Annotated in this window: 16 protein-coding genes and 2 pseudogenes; 4 read left to right on the top strand and 14 right to left on the bottom strand. The window is 51.9% G+C overall.

From position 1 onward, the window contains the following. Positions 1-140 precede the first annotated feature (140 nt). The 11 genes and pseudogenes from MKQ70_RS06600 to MKQ70_RS06560 all read right to left on the bottom strand — a co-directional run bounded on the left by MKQ70_RS06600 (position 141) and on the right by MKQ70_RS06560 (position 8,639). Positions 141-1,301: a FecR family protein gene (locus MKQ70_RS06600; protein WP_248069379.1), complete on the bottom strand. Its 1,161-nt coding sequence runs from the start codon at positions 1,299-1,301 to the stop codon at positions 141-143. 62 nt (positions 1,302-1,363) lie between these two features. After that, positions 1,364-1,651: a sigma-70 family RNA polymerase sigma factor gene (locus MKQ70_RS06595; protein ID WP_248069378.1), complete on the bottom strand. Its 288-nt coding sequence runs from the start codon at positions 1,649-1,651 to the stop codon at positions 1,364-1,366. A gap of 25 nt (positions 1,652-1,676) precedes the next feature. Beyond that, complete coding sequence (locus tag MKQ70_RS06590) at positions 1,677-1,961, bottom strand: RNA polymerase sigma factor (RefSeq protein WP_248069376.1); 285 nt, start codon at positions 1,959-1,961, stop codon at positions 1,677-1,679. Between the two features lie 96 nt (positions 1,962-2,057). Next, entirely contained in the window at positions 2,058-3,134 is a 1,077-nt protein-coding gene (locus tag MKQ70_RS06585; RefSeq protein ID WP_504909716.1) for an alpha-L-arabinofuranosidase C-terminal domain-containing protein, read from the bottom strand. A gap of 120 nt (positions 3,135-3,254) precedes the next feature. Beyond that, positions 3,255-3,811: pseudogene (locus tag MKQ70_RS42040) on the bottom strand (alpha-L-arabinofuranosidase family protein); the annotation flags it as partial. A 788-nt stretch (positions 3,812-4,599) separates the two neighbouring features. After that, positions 4,600-5,001 carry an amino acid permease gene (locus tag MKQ70_RS37855; RefSeq protein ID WP_308198953.1) on the bottom strand — a complete coding sequence of 134 codons (402 nt, stop codon included), beginning with the start codon at positions 4,999-5,001 and terminating at the stop codon, positions 4,600-4,602. Beyond that, positions 4,995-5,426, bottom strand: coding sequence for an APC family permease (locus MKQ70_RS37850; RefSeq protein ID WP_282456253.1), 432 nt, complete (start codon positions 5,424-5,426; stop codon positions 4,995-4,997). Before MKQ70_RS37850 ends, MKQ70_RS37855 begins: the two co-directional genes overlap by 7 nt. After that, positions 5,408-6,049 carry an amino acid permease gene (locus MKQ70_RS37845; RefSeq protein WP_282456252.1) on the bottom strand — a complete coding sequence of 214 codons (642 nt, stop codon included), beginning with the start codon at positions 6,047-6,049 and terminating at the stop codon, positions 5,408-5,410. Before MKQ70_RS37845 ends, MKQ70_RS37850 begins: the two co-directional genes overlap by 19 nt. Positions 6,050-6,198: 149 nt before the next feature. Beyond that, positions 6,199-7,503, bottom strand: coding sequence for an aldehyde dehydrogenase (NADP(+)) (locus MKQ70_RS06570; RefSeq protein ID WP_248081104.1), 1,305 nt, complete (start codon positions 7,501-7,503; stop codon positions 6,199-6,201). A gap of 29 nt (positions 7,504-7,532) precedes the next feature. Then, positions 7,533-7,682 (bottom strand): hypothetical protein, encoded by a 150-nt coding sequence (locus MKQ70_RS06565; protein ID WP_248069372.1) that lies wholly within the window; start codon positions 7,680-7,682, stop codon positions 7,533-7,535. 22 nt (positions 7,683-7,704) lie between these two features. Continuing rightward, positions 7,705-8,639: pseudogene (locus MKQ70_RS06560) on the bottom strand (dihydrodipicolinate synthase family protein). Positions 8,640-8,841: 202 nt separating this feature from the next. On the opposite strand from MKQ70_RS06560, the gene MKQ70_RS06555 reads away from it, so the two are divergent. Next, complete coding sequence (locus tag MKQ70_RS06555; RefSeq protein WP_248069371.1) at positions 8,842-9,723, top strand: AraC family transcriptional regulator; 882 nt, start codon at positions 8,842-8,844, stop codon at positions 9,721-9,723. A 142-nt stretch (positions 9,724-9,865) separates the two neighbouring features. Here MKQ70_RS06555 and MKQ70_RS06550 read toward each other — a convergent pair whose 3' ends face one another. Together MKQ70_RS06550 and MKQ70_RS06545 are read right to left on the bottom strand one after the other, a co-directional pair. Beyond that, entirely contained in the window at positions 9,866-12,151 is a 2,286-nt protein-coding gene (locus tag MKQ70_RS06550) for a S9 family peptidase (protein WP_248069370.1), read from the bottom strand. A 161-nt stretch (positions 12,152-12,312) separates the two neighbouring features. Then, positions 12,313-13,227: a FecR family protein gene (locus tag MKQ70_RS06545; protein ID WP_248069369.1), complete on the bottom strand. Its 915-nt coding sequence runs from the start codon at positions 13,225-13,227 to the stop codon at positions 12,313-12,315. Between the two features lie 1,165 nt (positions 13,228-14,392). Between MKQ70_RS06545 and MKQ70_RS06540 the strand changes: the two genes are divergently transcribed. Beyond that, positions 14,393-14,896, top strand: coding sequence for a sigma-70 family RNA polymerase sigma factor (locus MKQ70_RS06540; protein ID WP_248069367.1), 504 nt, complete (start codon positions 14,393-14,395; stop codon positions 14,894-14,896). Here the strand turns inward: MKQ70_RS06540 and MKQ70_RS06535 are convergent. After that, positions 14,893-15,096 (bottom strand): phosphatidate cytidylyltransferase, encoded by a 204-nt coding sequence (locus tag MKQ70_RS06535; RefSeq protein ID WP_248069365.1) that lies wholly within the window; start codon positions 15,094-15,096, stop codon positions 14,893-14,895. The two genes, MKQ70_RS06540 and MKQ70_RS06535, sit on opposite strands and share 4 nt — an antisense overlap. Before the next feature lie 146 nt (positions 15,097-15,242). Between MKQ70_RS06535 and MKQ70_RS06530 the strand changes: the two genes are divergently transcribed. Together MKQ70_RS06530 and MKQ70_RS06525 are read left to right on the top strand one after the other, a co-directional pair. Next, on the top strand, positions 15,243-15,467 hold the full coding sequence (locus MKQ70_RS06530) for a hypothetical protein (protein WP_248069363.1): 225 nt from the start codon (positions 15,243-15,245) through the stop codon (positions 15,465-15,467). Then, positions 15,464-16,936, top strand: coding sequence for a DUF885 family protein (locus MKQ70_RS06525; RefSeq protein WP_248069361.1), 1,473 nt, complete (start codon positions 15,464-15,466; stop codon positions 16,934-16,936). The genes MKQ70_RS06530 and MKQ70_RS06525 overlap by 4 nt, the downstream gene beginning before the upstream one ends. Positions 16,937-17,044: the final 108 nt, after the last annotated feature.

Raw genomic sequence — 17,044 nt, 5'->3', positions numbered from 1 at the left:
TTTAAGCAGTATAATCCCTGTAAGCATTCGATCTTAGCTAACCGGGGCAGGGTCCAATCTGATCCCCGGTTTTTTAATGACCTGAAGGCTTTTGTTCCGGCTAACGGAACTTCTCTAAGCTGACTTTTAAATTTTACTCGTTAGTTCCTGATCGTTATTTGTTTCTGGTTGTCGATAGTATAATTGATACGTGTTACGCGTAATATTGTCAATACCTGTTGCAGGCTAAGCGTACGTTCTATATCGCCGGAAAAGGTACGTTCGGGCACAGCCCCCTCGAAGCGTACTTCCACATCGTACCAGCGCGCTACTTCGCGCATCATTTCCGGTACGGTGGCTTTACGGAAATGGAACAATCCATTTCTCCGTGCGCTTACTTCTTCGGCATCAGCCGGCTCCACTTTCATTTCTGCCTTGTCGATCACTGCCTGCTGACCAGGCTTCAACACCGCGGTGCGCGCCTCTTTACTGCGCACACGAATCGCCCCTTCGAGCAGGGCGGTTTTAATCGCGGCTTCATCCGCATAGGCATTCACGTTAAAGTGAGTACCCAGCACTTCTACTTCCGCGCGGTCATTTACGTTTACCAGGAAAGGTTTACCCGCGGCCTTTGCTACTTCGAAATAGGCCTCACCCGTGATCTTTACCTTTCGTTCGTTACCGGTAAATACCACCGGGTACGTCACCGAACTGCCGGCATTCAGCCATATTTCCGTACCATCCTGCAACAACAGGTGAAACGTCCCGGCGTTGGGGGTGGTAATGGTGTTATATATATTTTCGGTATTGCTGGCGGTGGCGTTCGCATAGGATACATGCCCCTGCTGCACTTTCAGGCGTGCGCCGTTATGCTCCGTCATCTCGCCGGAAGTTACGCTGTCGAGCACCACGGTACTGCCATCGCCACGGGTGAGGATAGCCCCCTCGCGGCCGGGCAGTATGTCTACCCGCTGCACCAGCTGTGGTTTATCTGCCGGTTTGCGCAACAAGGTGTAAATACCATATCCCGCTATCAATATAATAGCGGCAGCCGCCACCTTGCGCGGATTCAACATCGCCAGCCATCCTGTACGGCGTGCCGGCATGCGGTCTAACCCGGCAATATCGCGGGCAATATGTTCGTAGGGGGTAAAATCCGTGGGGATATGCTCATTGGCTGCCAGGAAAGCCTCCCCGGCTTCGGCAGACAAATCATCTCCGGGATGCGCATGCAGGTGCGTCATCATTTCGTTATGCTCTTCGCCGGTGATTGAATTATCGGCCAGTCGCTGCAATAAATAGGCAAGTCGTTGCTGTTCCATAGCTGTTTCTACTATCATTAACCTTTGAAAAAGGAAAAGGGGGTATCCGTCTGAAAATATTTTTAGAAAAATAATACGGCGGGTAATAGCTTACCGGCGTCCTGCAATTTTTTCCGGATCTTCTGCAGGGCGGTAGCGAGGGTTTTCTTTACATAGTCGGGAGAAAGGTCCAGCAGCTGGGCGATTTCGGCAGTGCGTTTGCCCTGTTCGCGGCTGAGGCGGTAAATGGTGTACTGCCGAGGCGACAGCTCCGCTAATGCGGCCTGTATGATCTTTTCGGTTTCATTCAGTACCAGCCGGTGTTCGGCACGTAATGCGGATGCGGGTTCGCCCTGGATGCCGGCGAGCACCGTATCGTGGAGCCGGTCGCGCAGGTTATTTTTTTAATAAGCGGTAACATTCATTCATGATGATGCGCCTTACCCAGCCACCGGGATTTTCGATATCAGGGAGCTTATCGCGGTTGAGCCATACACGCACGAAGGCTTCCTGCAGCACTTCGGCTACATCAGGCTCAGACTTAACAAGTTGAAGAATTGCCCCGCTCAGGAGGCGCATAAAGTGCTGGTAAACCGCGTTAAAAGCATCTTCGTCGCCCTCTGCTACCCGGTCAAATAGTTCCCTTTCATCCGAAAACTGGTATATCTCCGCTACGGCCATTCACATAAACTTTGGTTGCTTTCCGGATACAATAATACCCAAAAGGGGCGACAAAAGAAAACGGAGCGCAGACGTGCCCCGTTATTTCATGCTTGGTCATTTTTTCCAGGCAGGATCATGGATCCTGAGTATGTTAATGCTGAAAGGTGCTACCTTCAGCGGATAATCCGTTCGCATATCTTCCAGTTTGCTTTCACGCGGCACATATTTCTCCGGCGCGTCGAGCGAGTTTTCCAGTTCTTCGGAAGGCGCGGTCAGCGTGGTGATCGTGGCCTGTTTACCGACACTTGTTATGCCGGTAAGCTGCAATTGTGTGTTCACCGCATTCGCCTGTCCGTTCACTACTTTTACGATAATATCTCCGTTCTTTTCGTCGCGGCCGGCGATGGCGAGGAATTGTTGCGGTTGTTCAAAGGTCATCAGCAGTTGCCCATCGAGGTAGCAGTCCACTTTCTCCTTCCCTACTTCCAGGGTGATCTCGTACCAACGCCCGGTCGCTATCTGCGCAGGCAAACGCTTCTGGACAGATACATCTGCCACATCGAACCCGTTGGTCACTGATTCGAACACGCAGTTCTGGTTTACCCAGGAACCGATGTGCGCGCGCAGCATGGTCTTATTATCTTTTACGGCAAAAGGAATAATGAAGGCGTTGTAACCACTGTTGCGACGGGCCTTGAGTTTGAGCGTGTAGGTATCGAACGACTGCCCCTTCAGCAGCGCGAAGCGTTGCGGGCCTTCCTGTTTCATAGCGATCACACTGTCAGACACCTCCCATCCGCCCACTATATGTTGCCATTCGTCTTTTTTGTTGATAAGATCACTCTGGTAGATGACCTGACCGTTTTTGATCACCTGTATGTCTTTGTAATCCGTTTGCGTATCCCAGGTAGCCAGACCGATACCGCCGGTGAAACGGGGTTGCGGGTCTGCTTCCTTTATCAAGGTGGCGCCTGCTGCGAAGTTCTGGTCGGCACGGTGATCATTCATCATCTTAATCAGATAATAAGAAATACGGCCGAAGCTCCGGGAGGCATCGAAGTTAATGAGGTTTACCGGCCAGTGGCGGGTGTTTACGTTCTCGAACAATGGTGCGTAACTGGACATCTTCACCAGGTCGCCATTGCGCTCCATGCCCATGATGTACGCGGCATCGCTCAGCGCCGCTTTCATATTACCGGCGCCTACGCCGTTGTTGGTGGCGTATTCGCCTACATACACATCCCAGGCGCCCCGTTTATATTTATCAAAGTGATCGTAGTGCGAAAAGGCCCATCCGGCCGGTTTGTACGCATGTTCATCCGCGATGTCTACCGCATGCATACTATCTAGCGTATTGCGGTTAATGTCGCCAATGCCCATGCTGGCAATCATTTGCAGCTGCGGGTATTTGGCTTTAATGGCCTTATAAAATTCGTTATAGCGCTGCGCATAGGCTACACCGTGTTGTTCATTCCCGATCTCCGGTACTTAAGCGGGAACGGTTTTGGATGACCGTTGGCGGCGCGCAGTTGGCCCCACTTCGACGACACTGGCCCTATCGCATATTCAATGGCGTCGAGCACATTGCCGATGAGCGCAGGCACGCTGTCCTGCCCGTAAAACGTACCGCTGCGCATTTCGCAGGCGATACCGATGTTAAACACGTACATCGCATCGGCATTGATATCTTCACAGAATTGCAGGTATTCATGGTAACCGAAGCCATTGCTTGCCCAATAACCCCAGGGACTGTAAGTAGGCTCCCGCTGCTCCTGCGGGCCAATGGTCTTTTTCCAGTCCGGCGCACTTTCGATGGTAATACCTTCAACGAAACAGCCGCCGGGCCAGCGGAGGAAAGCGGGCTTCATGCCGGCCAGCAACAGCGACAGGTCATTGCGCATGCCGTTCGGGCGGCCTTTAAACGTTTTGGCGGGAAACAGCGATACAAAATCGATGTAGGCCGTACCGGTGGTGTTGAAGCTGATCGCAAACTCGGCCGCCGGATCGGTTTCCGTGGGAATGAGTTTGCACGTGTACTTCTTCCATTCACCGGAACTAATGCTTTTGATCGTATTTTTAGCCAGTATGCGGCCCTCTTTACTTTGCAGCTGCACATCTACGCCGCCTTTGTAATCAGCGTCCGTACGGGCGTAAAACGTAAGATTATACACATCTCCCTTTACGGCGTTGATGCCCCAGAAACCTTCATTGATCAACCGGCTGCCGGCGCCGGGTTGCCGGACGGTTACTTTCATGTTACGCGGGGTCGCGGTGTTCAGCGGGTGCTCCTGCGTAAGGGTTATATCGATACCGGCACTACCACGCCAGCTGGGATAATCACTTTTAACCGGCCAGGGCATGCGCCAGTCGCTCGGTTTACCGTTCAGGAACCAGTGTGGTTTCGGATCGGGCACCAGCCAGCCATCTTTCAGCTGTACACCTTGCGGGATACGGCTTTCTTCGAAGCCCCGATTCTGTATGAGCTCTGCGTACAGGCCACCTTCTCCCCCATGGCTGATCTCTTCAAAGAAAATACCATGCAGCGAAGGGGACACGCGGGCCTGCGGCTTCGACACATCGACGGTAACCGTAGCTGCCTGTTGTGCAAAAACACCCGTCAGATAAAGACTTCCGCCTAGGAGTAAGATTACTTTCTTCATAAAACTTCTTCTTCTACCGGAGACGTTTCCGATGCCGGCGTACCGGTATAATTTTTACCCCATACAAGATAATATACCGGGATGCCGAGCAATACGATGATCAGTCCGGGCCAGGTATACATTGGCTTGTACACGAGCAAAGCCAGGCAGATCACTGACGCGGCTGCAATATATAAGGCCGGCAGTACCGGGTATAGAAATGCTTTGTAAGGCCGTGGAATGTCCGGGCGTTTGCGGCGCAGGCGGAAGATGCCGAGGATCGTCAGGATGTAGAATATGAGTACACAAAAGATCACGTAATCGAGCAATTCGCCGTAACGGCCACTCAAACACAGTACACAGGCCCAAATGCACTGTATCCACAGGGCTTTGCCCGGCACCGCGTTCTTGTTCAGCACACCGAGTCCTTTGAAAAAAGACCGTCTTTCGCCATGGTGTAGGATACCCTGGAACCCGCCAGGATCAGTCCATTGTTACAACCGAAGGTGGAAATCATCAGGAATGCGGCAATGATGATGGTGCCTTCGGGACCGAAGATATACCTGGAGGCCACCACTCCTACACGGTCATTTTCTGCATAGGCGATTTCCTGCATGGGCATAATACTGATGTACATTAAGTTGGTAGCTGCATAGATCACGGTAACGATGAGGGTGCCCAGGAATAAACTAAGACCGATGTTGCGTTTCGGGTTGCGGATCTCGCCGGCGATGAAGGTTACGTTGTTCCGGGAATCACTGCTGAACAGGCTCCCCACCATGCTGCCGGCAATGGCGCCGAGGACAGACAGGCCGGAGTAGGAAATCAACGAAGCACCATCCATCTTACCGATACTGAAACCGGTAGCCCAGTTGGCGTCCCATATTTCTTTTTCGCGGCGAAGAGGAAACCGAAGATGATCAGCCCGAACAGCGCGGCCAGTTTAGTCAGCGTAAAAACCGTCTGGATGATCTTGCCTTCTTTTACCCCGCGCGTATTCACGAACGTGAGTAAAACGATAAGTAATATCGAGGTGACCTGTGCGGCGGATATCTTAAACCCGCTGATATCGAGCAGTACGTTGGTTTCACTCAGCGCGGGAAATATGTAGGCGGAGAACTTGGCGAAGGCCACACCGACGGCGGCGATAGAGCCGGCCTGTATGACGGTGAAAAAGCTCCATCCAAATAAAAAGCCCGTTAACGGGCCAAAAGCTTCTTTTAGGTATACATATTGTCCGCCGGCTTTGGGAAACATGCCACTCAATTCTCCATAACTGAGGGCGGCGGTAACAGTTAATAAACCTGTGATGATCCAGATGAGGATCAGCCAGCCTGCGGAGCCGGTGTTGCGGGTTATATCGGCACTTACGAGAAATATGCCGGAGCCAATCATGGAACCGGCTACGATCATGGTGGCATCCAGCAATCCGAACGATTGCTTAAATGACTTTGGTTGATTGGTCATAAGGTTGAAATGAATAGTTACCGAAAAATATCGTCGTGGAGTTAACAACAACCTGCACCGACCGTTCCGCGACCGGCATTCCCGGTGGCTTTACACCACCGGGAAGCGCAGTTACGCGTGTTTAGTTGTGCCGCAGTATGCGGAATCCCTTATGCGCTAACAGGCGCCTGTGTGAACTGGTTGTTCACCGTGCGCCAGATGTTGAGCGGGTTGGCGCTTTTCAGTTCCGCCGGCAACATCTCTTCCGTGAAACCCTGGAAACACACCGGGCGTACCCAACGCTGGATAGCGGAGGAGCCTACGGAAGTGAAACGCGGATCGGTCGTAGACGGGAAGGGACCGCCATGCACCATGGCCGCACACACTTCCACGCCGGTGGGCGCGCCGTTAAGAATAATCCTGCCGGCCAGCGTTGTTTGCAGGTCGAGCAGGTCCTGGTTGGCTTTAATATCTTCAGCAGTGGCCATCAAGGTAGTGGTAAGCTGGCCTTTCAGACTTTTTAATACCTTGATCAGTTCTGCTTTACTTTCACATTCCACGAGCAGGGAAAACGGTCCGAACACCTCTTCTTTCAGTGCAGCATCCGCCAGGAAAGCGGCGCCGCTTACTTTTGCGAGTGTCGGATACGCCTCGAGTTCGGCCGGCGCCTGCGCCGACTGTTTTACCAGCTGCACATCCTTGTGCTCCAGCACTTCTTCCAGCTTTTCGTTGAAAGAGCGGCAGATGCCAGTGTGCAACATTTTAGCCGGTGCCACTTTTGCGATCTCCTCGGCCAGTACGCCGGTGAAGGCATCCAGGGCCGGAGATTTCACTGCCAGCAGCAAACCGGGGTTGGTACAAAACTGTCCCATACCGAGCGTGATAGAACCTGCGTAGGTTTGCGCCAGTTGTGCGCCGTTTTTCTCCAATGCGTCGGGGAAAAATACTACCGGGTTAATGCTGCTCATTTCGGCAAACACCGGAACAGGCACTTCACGCTGGCTGGAGTACTCCACCAGTGCGGTACCGCCGCTGAATGAGCCGGTAAAGCCTACCGCGGTAATGTTCGGATGTTGCACCAGCGCCTTTCCTACCAGGTTGCCTGGGCCGGTAATGTGCTGCATGGTAAACTCGGGAACACCACTGCTTTTAATGGCTTTCTGAATCGCTTCGTATACGAGTTGGGACGTTTGCTGATGTGCGGAGTGTCCTTTCACGACTACGGTACAACCCGCAGCCAGTGCGCTGGCCGTATCGCCGCCGGCGGTTGAAAATGCGAAAGGAAAGTTGCTTGCGCTGAACACGGCTACAGGCCCGAGTGGCAGCGCCATTTTGCGCAGATCGGGCCTTGCAGGGGTGCGGGTAGCGTCTGCAGTATCTATCACGGCATTTACCCAGCTGCCTTCCCTGATCACGTTGGCGAAAAGGCGCAGCTGACCGGTGGTACGGCCTACCTCGCCATTTAACCTGGCCAGCGGCAGATTGGTTTCTGCATGTGCAGCTGCTACCAGCGCATCTTTTGCAGCTTCCAGCTCTGGGCTATCGCCTCCGGGAAGGCCGCGCGGGCGGCGGCCGGGAGGCGTTTGTATTCATCAAATGCCTTTGCGGCATTGTTCATCACTACGTCTACATTGACTGCTTCTGTTACAGGCATATCTTTCGTTTATCGTTTACTGTTATATCGATTGCAGCTCGGCGGAAATCGCTTTGTAATCAGGCAGCGCCGGGCGGATGGCCAGGGCATCGTTGATTACTTTCAGGATTCGCTCTCTCTCTTTTCCAACGAGGGTGAGGCGCGGTGCTCTTACATACTCGCTACCCAGTCCTACCTGCACTTCTGCCAGTTTAATGTACTGTACCAGTTTGGCGTGGATGTCCAGCTCGAGCAGCGGCAGGAACCAGCGGTAAATTTTCAGCGCTTCTTCGATGCGGCCGGCTTTCACGAGGCGGTACACCGCAACCGTTTCTTCCGGGAATGCACATACCAGGCCGCCTACCCAACCGTCGGCGCCCATGAGCAGTTCTTCCATAGCCAGTGTATCCACACCGCACAGCAGTTTAAAACGATCGCCGAATGCATTGCGCATGCGGGTGATATTGCTGATATCGCGGGTAGATTCTTTTACCGCCGGATGTTCGGGCATTCGGCCAGTTCTTCGAACACATCAAGGGTTACCTCCGTTTTGTAATCAACGGGGTTATTGTATATCATGATCGGAAGATCGGTGGAGTTGGCTACTGTTTTAAAGTACGCAGCGGTTTCGCGTGCGTCGGTTTTATAACGCATCGGCGGCAGCATCATCAGTCCTTTAGCGCCCCAGGCTTTCGCTTCTTTGGCGCGGAGCAGCGCTTCGGCCGTGGAGCCTTCCGCGATGTTCAGGATCACCGGTATTTTACCCGTGGTACGTTCTACTGCAAACTTTGTCAGCTTCTCCTTTTCGGCAGTGGTCAGCGTGCTGGCCTCACCCAAAGTACCGCCCAGTACGATTGCATCGATGCCGGCATCGAGCTGTGCGTTCAGGTTCTTTTCGAACAAAGGGAGATCCAGTTCTTCGTCGGCGGTAAGTTTGGTAGTCAGTGCGGGATATATACCCTTCCAGGCAATACTCATAATTATCTTTTTTTTCAAAAGTATTCCAAACCGTTTCGGATTGCATGCCCAATTCTAATCAATTGTGCCCATATATTAACCTGTTTACAAAACCAGCCAAATTTTTAGTAATATTGGGTAAGCTACCAGCCCGTAAGGCTTTAAGCAAATGTCAACCAAAGGGGTAAACAATTACATCAGCAGTTAAAATATAGTATAAGCAATGAAAGTATTGCAATTTACGATACCTGTCCCGCACGATAAGACGATCATCGTTCAAAAGAATGTGCTGGCGCATTTTTATCAGCACCTGCACCGTCACCAGGAAATCCAGATGACCTGGATCCAGAAGGGCGAAGGCACGCTGGTGGCCGAAAACAACATGCACTCCTTCCGCGATAACGAGATATTCTGGCTCGGCGCCAATCAACCACATGTATTCAAAAGCGACCCCTCCTACTTTACGCCTAAAAGCAAAAAGAAAATTGTTGCACTGGACATCTTCTTCAATCCAAACGGGCAGCTTGCTTCTTTCTTTAATCTGCCGGAATTAAAACTCCTGAAGAACTTCATTACCCAGGCGCAATCGGGCTTTCGCATTCCGCAAACACATGTATCAGAGGTATCGAGCAAAATGCTGCGCATACAACAAAGCAGTGGCGCCGATCAGCTCATTCACTTTATTGATCTGCTTAAGTTTTTAAGCCAGATAAAAGAAATGAAGTCCTTATCGTCTGCCAGCCAAACGCCTGTGTACAGCGAGCATGAGGGTATCCGCATCGGCAACATCTACAACTTTATCATGCACAATTATGATAAGCCGATTACGCTGGAAGACGCCGCCAAACAAGCACACATGACGCCGCAGGCCTTCTGCCGTTATTTCAAAAAACATACGTTACACACCTTTGTATCGTTCCTCAATGAAGTGCGCATCAATGAAGCCTGCAAAAAACTGACCGACGGCGGATACGATAACATTGCCACGGTTGCGTACACCTGCGGCTTTAACAGCATTACGAATTTTAACCGTGTGTTCAAAAGTATTACGGACCAATCGCCGAGCGATTATGTAAACAGTTACTTCCAGAATGTAGAGCATTAACTTCTTTCTATAAGATACAAATAAAAAAGCAGCCGTTTATATACAGCTGCTTTTTTTATACACCATATTTTCACCTCCTACCAACAAAAACGCCCCGCCCATTACAGGCAGGGCGCGTATGCTGCTTTCCTGTTAAACTTTTTTAGTTAGATGCGATGTTCCTTACCGGCGGCTCTGCGCCCAGCAAGGTCTTCACGAAAAAATCACGCTTCTTGCGGCGACCGTACGGTCCGCCATCGCTGTGCCCCATGCCCGGCACTACAAGGAAGTCGAAATCTTTATTGGCTTTGATCAGCGCATCGGCCAGGCGGTAAGTTGATTCGGGCGGCACATTGGTATCGGCTTCGCCTACAATCAGCAACAGGTTCCCCTGCAGTTTCGCCGCGTTGGTAATATTGGATTGCTCTTCGTAGTGTTTGCCTACGGGATAACCCATCCACTGCTCGTTCCACCATTGTTTATCCACCCGGTTATCGTGGCAACCACAGGCGGCTACACCGGCTTTATAAAATTCAGGGTGAAACAATAAGCCGCCCACGGTGTTCTGTCCACCTGCGGAAGTGCCGTACAGCCCTACTCTATCGGCATCCACATAAGGATACTTCGCTGCCAGTGCTTTTATCCAAAGAATGCGATCCGGGAAACCAGCGTCGGCAATATTCTGCCAGCACTTATCGTGAAAGGCCTTGGAACGGTTGGCCGTACCCATGCCATCCATCTGCACTACGATAAAACCCAGTTCCGCCATGCTTTGCATTTCGCTGTAGGAGCTAAAGCTCTTGGGCACAAAGGCATCCTGCGGACCGGCATAAATATTCTCGATTACCGGGTATTTTTTTTGCGGATCGAAGTTGCGCGGGCGGCAAACAATGCCCCATATGTCGGTTTTACCATCGCGGGCCTTCGCCACAAAAACCTCCGGCAAACGCAGTCCGGTAGCCAGTAAGCGGGTGATATCCGCTTTCTCTATAGTTGTTACCAGGCTGCCGTCCGAAGTGCGGCGCAGTTCTGTTACCGGCGGCACATCGGGGCGGGAATAATTATCGATATAAAAACTTCTGTCGGGAGAAAAAGTTAAGGAGTGCTGTCCGTTGGCGGTGGTCAGTTTTACCAGTCCCTTTCCATCAAAGTTGATGCGGTAATAGTGTACATTATAAGGATCTTCACCGGCGTTCATACCGCTGGCGCGGAACCATACCTGGCGTTTTTTCGCGTCTACACTATCTACACCGCGCACTACCCAGTCGCCTTTGGTGATGGCGTTCTTTACACCACCCTTTTTCGCATCCACGAGGTACAGGTGCATGTAGCCGTCCTTTTCGGTCGACCAGATAATTTCATCTTTATCATCAAGGTAGCTGGTGAAGATGCGTTGCTCGTAAATAAACGTATTCGTTTTTTCCTCCACGATGTTACGCGTAGCGCCTGTTTCCCGATCTACTTCCACGATGCGGAAGCGCTGGTGGCCGCGGTCGGCGCGCTCGTAGGTGAAATAACGGTTATCGGATTTGCGCCAGCGGATCGACGGGCGGTCGTTACAGCTGTCGATGGCCGCTTTGCGTACGGTTTTGGCGGCTACATCTCCTACATACACTTCGTACATGGTGTTGGGGTCGCCGGGCTGCGCGTATTCATTAAACTTCAATTCCGCACGGGTGGTATTGGGTTGTGAGCTGAGGAGGTAGTAAACCTTCGCAGCTTCTACCGGGTATATACGGCACATGGCAAAGAAACGGCTATCGGGCGCCCAGCGTACTTCTCCGTATGGCGCAGCTTTGGTGCCATTGGTCGTGTATTGAACAGCCTCACCGCCTTCGTTGGGCTGCAGCCAGATATTACCTTCACGGATATCAATCTTCCACTTCTTATCCGGTGAGATATTGCGCGACTCCCAATTACCCCGGTCCCAGCGCGGGCGGGAACCCGGGTTCAGCGATTCCTTTGAACGTTCTGGCGCGATTTCCTGCGGTTTCACCTCGTAACTGCCGGGGTGGCAATTGTACCATTTACCGTCAGTTTCCACCAGGATACCGTCTTTGGCGAGCACGATGTCCGTAAGCTGCAGTTTTGCGGCGTCCTGCGGTTTACCGGTGGCTTTAGACAGGCCTGCAGCGAGCCGGGCGTGGTCGAATGCGAGTTGCCGTGTGCCGGCGGTGGCATCTACATATACATATTCGGCGGTGCTATCCTGCAGCAGGTTTTTGTACCAGAATGCATTTTTGCCCGATTGCCAGCGCGGACGAACACCCGTGCGATACGCTTTATTGCGTACGAGCGAGTCCAGTTCGGCGGCGCTTTTATAATTTACGGCCACTTCTTCGCGGTCCGGGTGATAAGGCATTAAGGGCGCCTGTGCCGCGGCGGGCAGCGCGCAGGCAAACAGGGATACGACTGTCAACAGACGGCCGGATGTAACGATTTTGGTCATACTCTACAGCGGATTGTTCCTGCAAATAAAATTACAAGACCTGCGACACGCTCGTTAGGCGCTTCTTAGCAAAAAGTTTACGAAAATTAACATTAGGGATGAACGTGAAATAACCGCCTGTAGATACAGACGGCCTGATTCGAAGAGAATGAAAAACATCTTTATTGCTTGAGGTGCAGCACCCCGTTTTTATAATAACTTTTGATTTCGGCCGCCAGTTCCAGGTTGCGGACGAATACAGAGAGGTCGTCGTGTTTATCCATAGCGCCGGTAAAGCGGATGGCCGCCGTTTCCGGGTCATCGAACACTACCTGCACGTCGAACATGCGTGGTACCACATCGGTCATGACCGACAGCGGCGTGTTACGGAAGGTGTAGATGCCATTGATCCAGCTGATCACGTGTTCTTCTTCGAAGTCCTTCACTTTTACCTTGCCTGCGTCGGCATACACAGCCTCGCGGCCCGGGGCGAGCACCACACGGTCCGTTTCATTTTTTACCGCTACGGCGCCTTTTACCAGGGAGGCGGTAATGGTTTTACCGCCGTAATTGTTTACGTTAAACTCGGTGCCCAGTACTTCGAGGCGGGAATGCCCTACGTTTACAATAAAGGGGCGGGCGGCATCCGGGGCAATTTTGAAATATGCTTCCCCATCTACGATCACCTCCCGGGAATTAGCCGGAAAGGCGAAGGGGAAACGGAGCCTTGTATTTGCGTTGAGCCATACCTGTGAGCCATCGGCCAGCACCACTTTGTAGTCCAGCTTAGCGGGTACGGTGAGCGTATTCCACTTTTCGGTGGTGGTATTAGTCCCTTCGAAACGAAGGGTTTCTTTATCATTATTAAGCTGTACCCCGTTAACGGTAGCGGAGGTGGTGGCATTGTTGCCGTCGAGGGCCAGTACTTCACCATTACCGGTTTCGAGGCGGATACCATCGATGTGTACAGGCTGGGCCGCGGGTTTGGCTGCGGCTACGGGCTTTTTATCGGACTGCCTGTTCACCAGGAAGTACGTCGCACCACCAAGCAGGAGGAACACCGCGGCGGCGATGGACAAGCGGCGCAGGTGACGCATGACCGGGCGGCGGGGGCGACGATGGTTTGCAGTTCATCCCAGGCGCTTTCCACATCCAGGCTTTGAGCGAAGGCCTGCACGTCGCGGGCGCCAGGCATGGCCCGGAGCTCGTCCCACTGGGCTTGCAGGTCAGGATTACCGGCTAGCAGCTCGTCGAGACGGGCGTTTTCCCCGGCGGTCGTCATGCCCGCCAGTCTTTTCACCATGAGCTGTTCTATTTGATCCTGTTCCATACGATATAAAGACTATAATACACGTTCGCGGGGTGAACGCATGTGTAGATTATTTCATTAAAGAGCTGTGTTCGGGGAGACAAGGAAGAAATGCAACGTTGGCAATTAGTTACGCTGACGGCCCGTCTTATAGTACATTGGAGAGAAGCAGCAGCGATGGCCGCGCTGTAAATATCGAATATTAAATGATACCGCCATCATATTGCAGTAAAAAAGACACAAACGCATTAGACAAAAAAATATCTTATTTTTTTATTCCATTCATTCACCCGACCGGATGACTTTGATTGTCTTTATGATAACAGCGGAGAAAAGATAGTCCGCGTCAATTAAACTATTACCGAATACACCTGTTAGCAACACACCAAAAAAGTTTACCGGCAACTGTACCGGGACTTGCAATTGGCGTCGCGTGGCAGCAAAAGTGGCTGGATGCGCGAATGACCATATCCTATTGTTAATACGGCCCTGGCTGACCACCGGGGCCCTTTTATCGCAGTCATTAACAATTCAATCACCAACGCCGTTTTACCGCATCTTATCTGTTCCCCGAAAGCCTTCCTGCTGGCCAACCTACGCCAAACCAGTCATAAAAAACGCAGCAATGTCGCAGTTGCCCACGCAGCATTGGCACGTTTTAGCAGTCGGTGCAACAGGTTTTATCATTATACAAATGCTATAATCAACTTGCCACGTTCATTTGCCACATCCGGCGCTGTTCGCTACAGTCCCCGCCCAGCTTGCTTGTAACACAATCATTAACACGCTGTTAACAATTTAGCTCCTCCAATTCCGCTACTTTTGATTTGCTTAACACGATAACCGCCTGTTTAGCAAACAGGGTAACCGAAGACTTTCTCCAATGCACGCGTCTGACAACGGATTCATCTCTGTACCGACTTAACGTAATATATCCGAAATCTTAGTGCCGTATGGACGCCAGCACATTTGAAACCGTTTTTAAAGAACACTTTCATAGTCTTTGCACACAAGCATTCCTGAAGCTTGGTGACGAAGCTGCAGCAAAAGACCTGGTTCAGGCTCTTTTTATCGACCTATGGGAAAAACGCGATGACATTGACATCCGTAAGGATGTGGGGGCATATTTGTGGATTTCCGTTCGCAACCGCTGCCTTACTTACCAGCGTAACAAAGCCAATCACGAAAAGAAAGTTGCCGCCCACGAGCAGAAGACTTTGCAGGACAACGAAGAGATCCGCATGATGGAGGGGCCCGATATTACCGATAAACTTACAGCTGCCATCGGCGACATGCCCACCCGGCGTTCGCAGATATTCACCCTCGTGTATTTACAGGGAATGGCTTACCAACAGGCAGCCGACCAGCTGAGTATCAGCAAAAACTCTATCAAAACACAGATAAAGATAGGATTACAACACCTGCGGCTGAAGCTGGGCAGGGTTACCTGGGATTAGGCAGCGTGCGCCGAAAGCGCACGCCACGAACAGTTATTTCTTTCCCCCATTTTCGCGATCAGGAAAATAATCAGGAACAATACGATACCAACGATCAGCAGCCCCGTCCAAACACCTGCCTTAAAAATTCCTCCGACCAGTTCGCAACTGCTTAAAAACAGCGTTAAAAACGCCAGTACTGACAACGATAAGCCTTTCATAAGTTGTGGTTTTAAGGAAGTTATTACACATCACGTGCCAATAGGATGTGGCCGGTATTGTGCAACTCTTTACAAATCTTGGCCAATGCCCTCTCCTGCTATAAAATGCGGGCGTTTATGCCTATTTTCCACTGACTTTAAAACTTATGAAAACGAAACAACTGCTGCTCTCCGCCCTGCTGCTGCTGGGGATAAACGGCTACGCTCAACAGGCGCCCGTGATGCCGGACCTCGTCAACCAATATTATACGGATGTAAAAAGCCTGGATCGGGTGTATATTTTCCGTGAAAGCCCGGAGTATTACGACCGCTTGCAAAAGCATAACGCGGAAACCCTGCCTCCCTGCAAAAGCTGGACTTTAACAGCATGAGCACCGGCGACCGGGTGGATTATGTGTTGCTGACACGCAACATTACCGACATGGACCGCCGCCTGCGCGAAAGTGCCGCTGTGTATGCAAAGCTCGCCCCGGACATGCCTTTCGCCGCTACGATCCTGCAATTGCAACAGCAACGCCGTCGCGGCAAATACCTCGATGGCGCTGCTACCGCCGCACAACTGCAAACCATACAAAAGCAGGTGGCCGCTACCATCGAAACCTGGAAAAAGCAGCCCCTGGAGCCGGTGCAGCTGGCCAAAGCCATCCTCATCACCGGGGAACTGGATCGCGGCCTCGATAACTTCTTTTCTTTTTATAAAGGGTATGATCCGCAGTTTACCTGGCGGGTAACACAGGCTTATAAAGACACCGACAAACAACTGGACGAACTGGCCGGCACACTGAAAGCGATGCCTAAAGCCGGTGGCAAGGACGACGGTACCGGTATCATTGGTCAGCCCATTGGCGCAGCCGAACTGAAAAAGCTGCTGGAGTTCGAGATGATTCCGTACACCGCGGAAGAACTGGTAAAGGTAGCCGAGCGTGAATTTGCCTGGTGCGATGCCGAAATGCGCAAAGCCTCCCGGGAAATGGGCTTTGGCGATGATTGGAAAAAGGCCCCGGAGAAAACAAAGCAAAACTATGTGGCGCCCGGCAAACAACCGGAGCTGATTAACCGGCTGGCGGAAGAAGCCATAGCCTTCGTAGAAAAAAATAGCCTGGTAACAGTACCCGCCCTGGCCAAAGAGGCCTGGCGCATGAACATGCTCACCGCGGAGCAGCAACGTTTTGCGCCGTTTTTCCTCGGCGGCGAATCGATCCTGATTGCCTATCCCACGGAAGAAATGAACGAAGCAACCAAGGAAATGAGCCTCCGCAGCAACAACTACGGTTTTGCGCATGCCACCGTGTTCCACGAGCTGATTCCCGGACACAACCTGCAGTTTTACATGAACTCGCGCTACAACACGCACCGCGGTTATTTCGATACGCCATTTTCGGTGGAAGGCTGGGCCCTCTATTGGGAAATGCTGCTGTGGGACAAAGGCTTCCACGCCACTCCCGAGGAAAAGGTAGGCGCGCTGTTCTGGCGCATGCACCGCTGCGCACGCATCATTTTTTTCCCTCAACTACCATCTCGGCAAATGGACACCCGGCAGTGCATCGACTTCCTGACCGTGCGCGTGGGCCACGAACCCTTCAGCGCCGAATCGGAAGTACGCCGCTCCTTTACGGGCGGTTATGGCCCGCTGTACCAGATCGCCTACATGATGGGCGGCTTACAACTGCGCGCCCTGCATAAGGAGGTAGTCGGTACGGGCAAGCTCACGGAAAAGCAGTTTCATGATACGTTCTTACAGCAGAATACAATGCCTATTGAGTTGTTCCGCGCTATTCTGCTGCAGCAGCAGTTAAAGAAGGATTATACGACCAGCTGGCGGTTTGCCGGGACGCTTTAACCAGGGGTGCAAACCTATTTCAGGACGTGACAGACTAACAACTACGGGTGTAAACCTAAGTCCGGATTATCTAACCAGGGTGTAAACCTATTTTAGGACGTGACAGGA

This window comes from Chitinophaga sedimenti (genome assembly GCF_023156195.1).
Lineage (GTDB): Bacteria > Bacteroidota > Bacteroidia > Chitinophagales > Chitinophagaceae > Chitinophaga > Chitinophaga sedimenti.
Note: the sequence above shows the minus strand (reverse complement) of the source record. Positions and strands in the feature narration are given on the sequence as shown.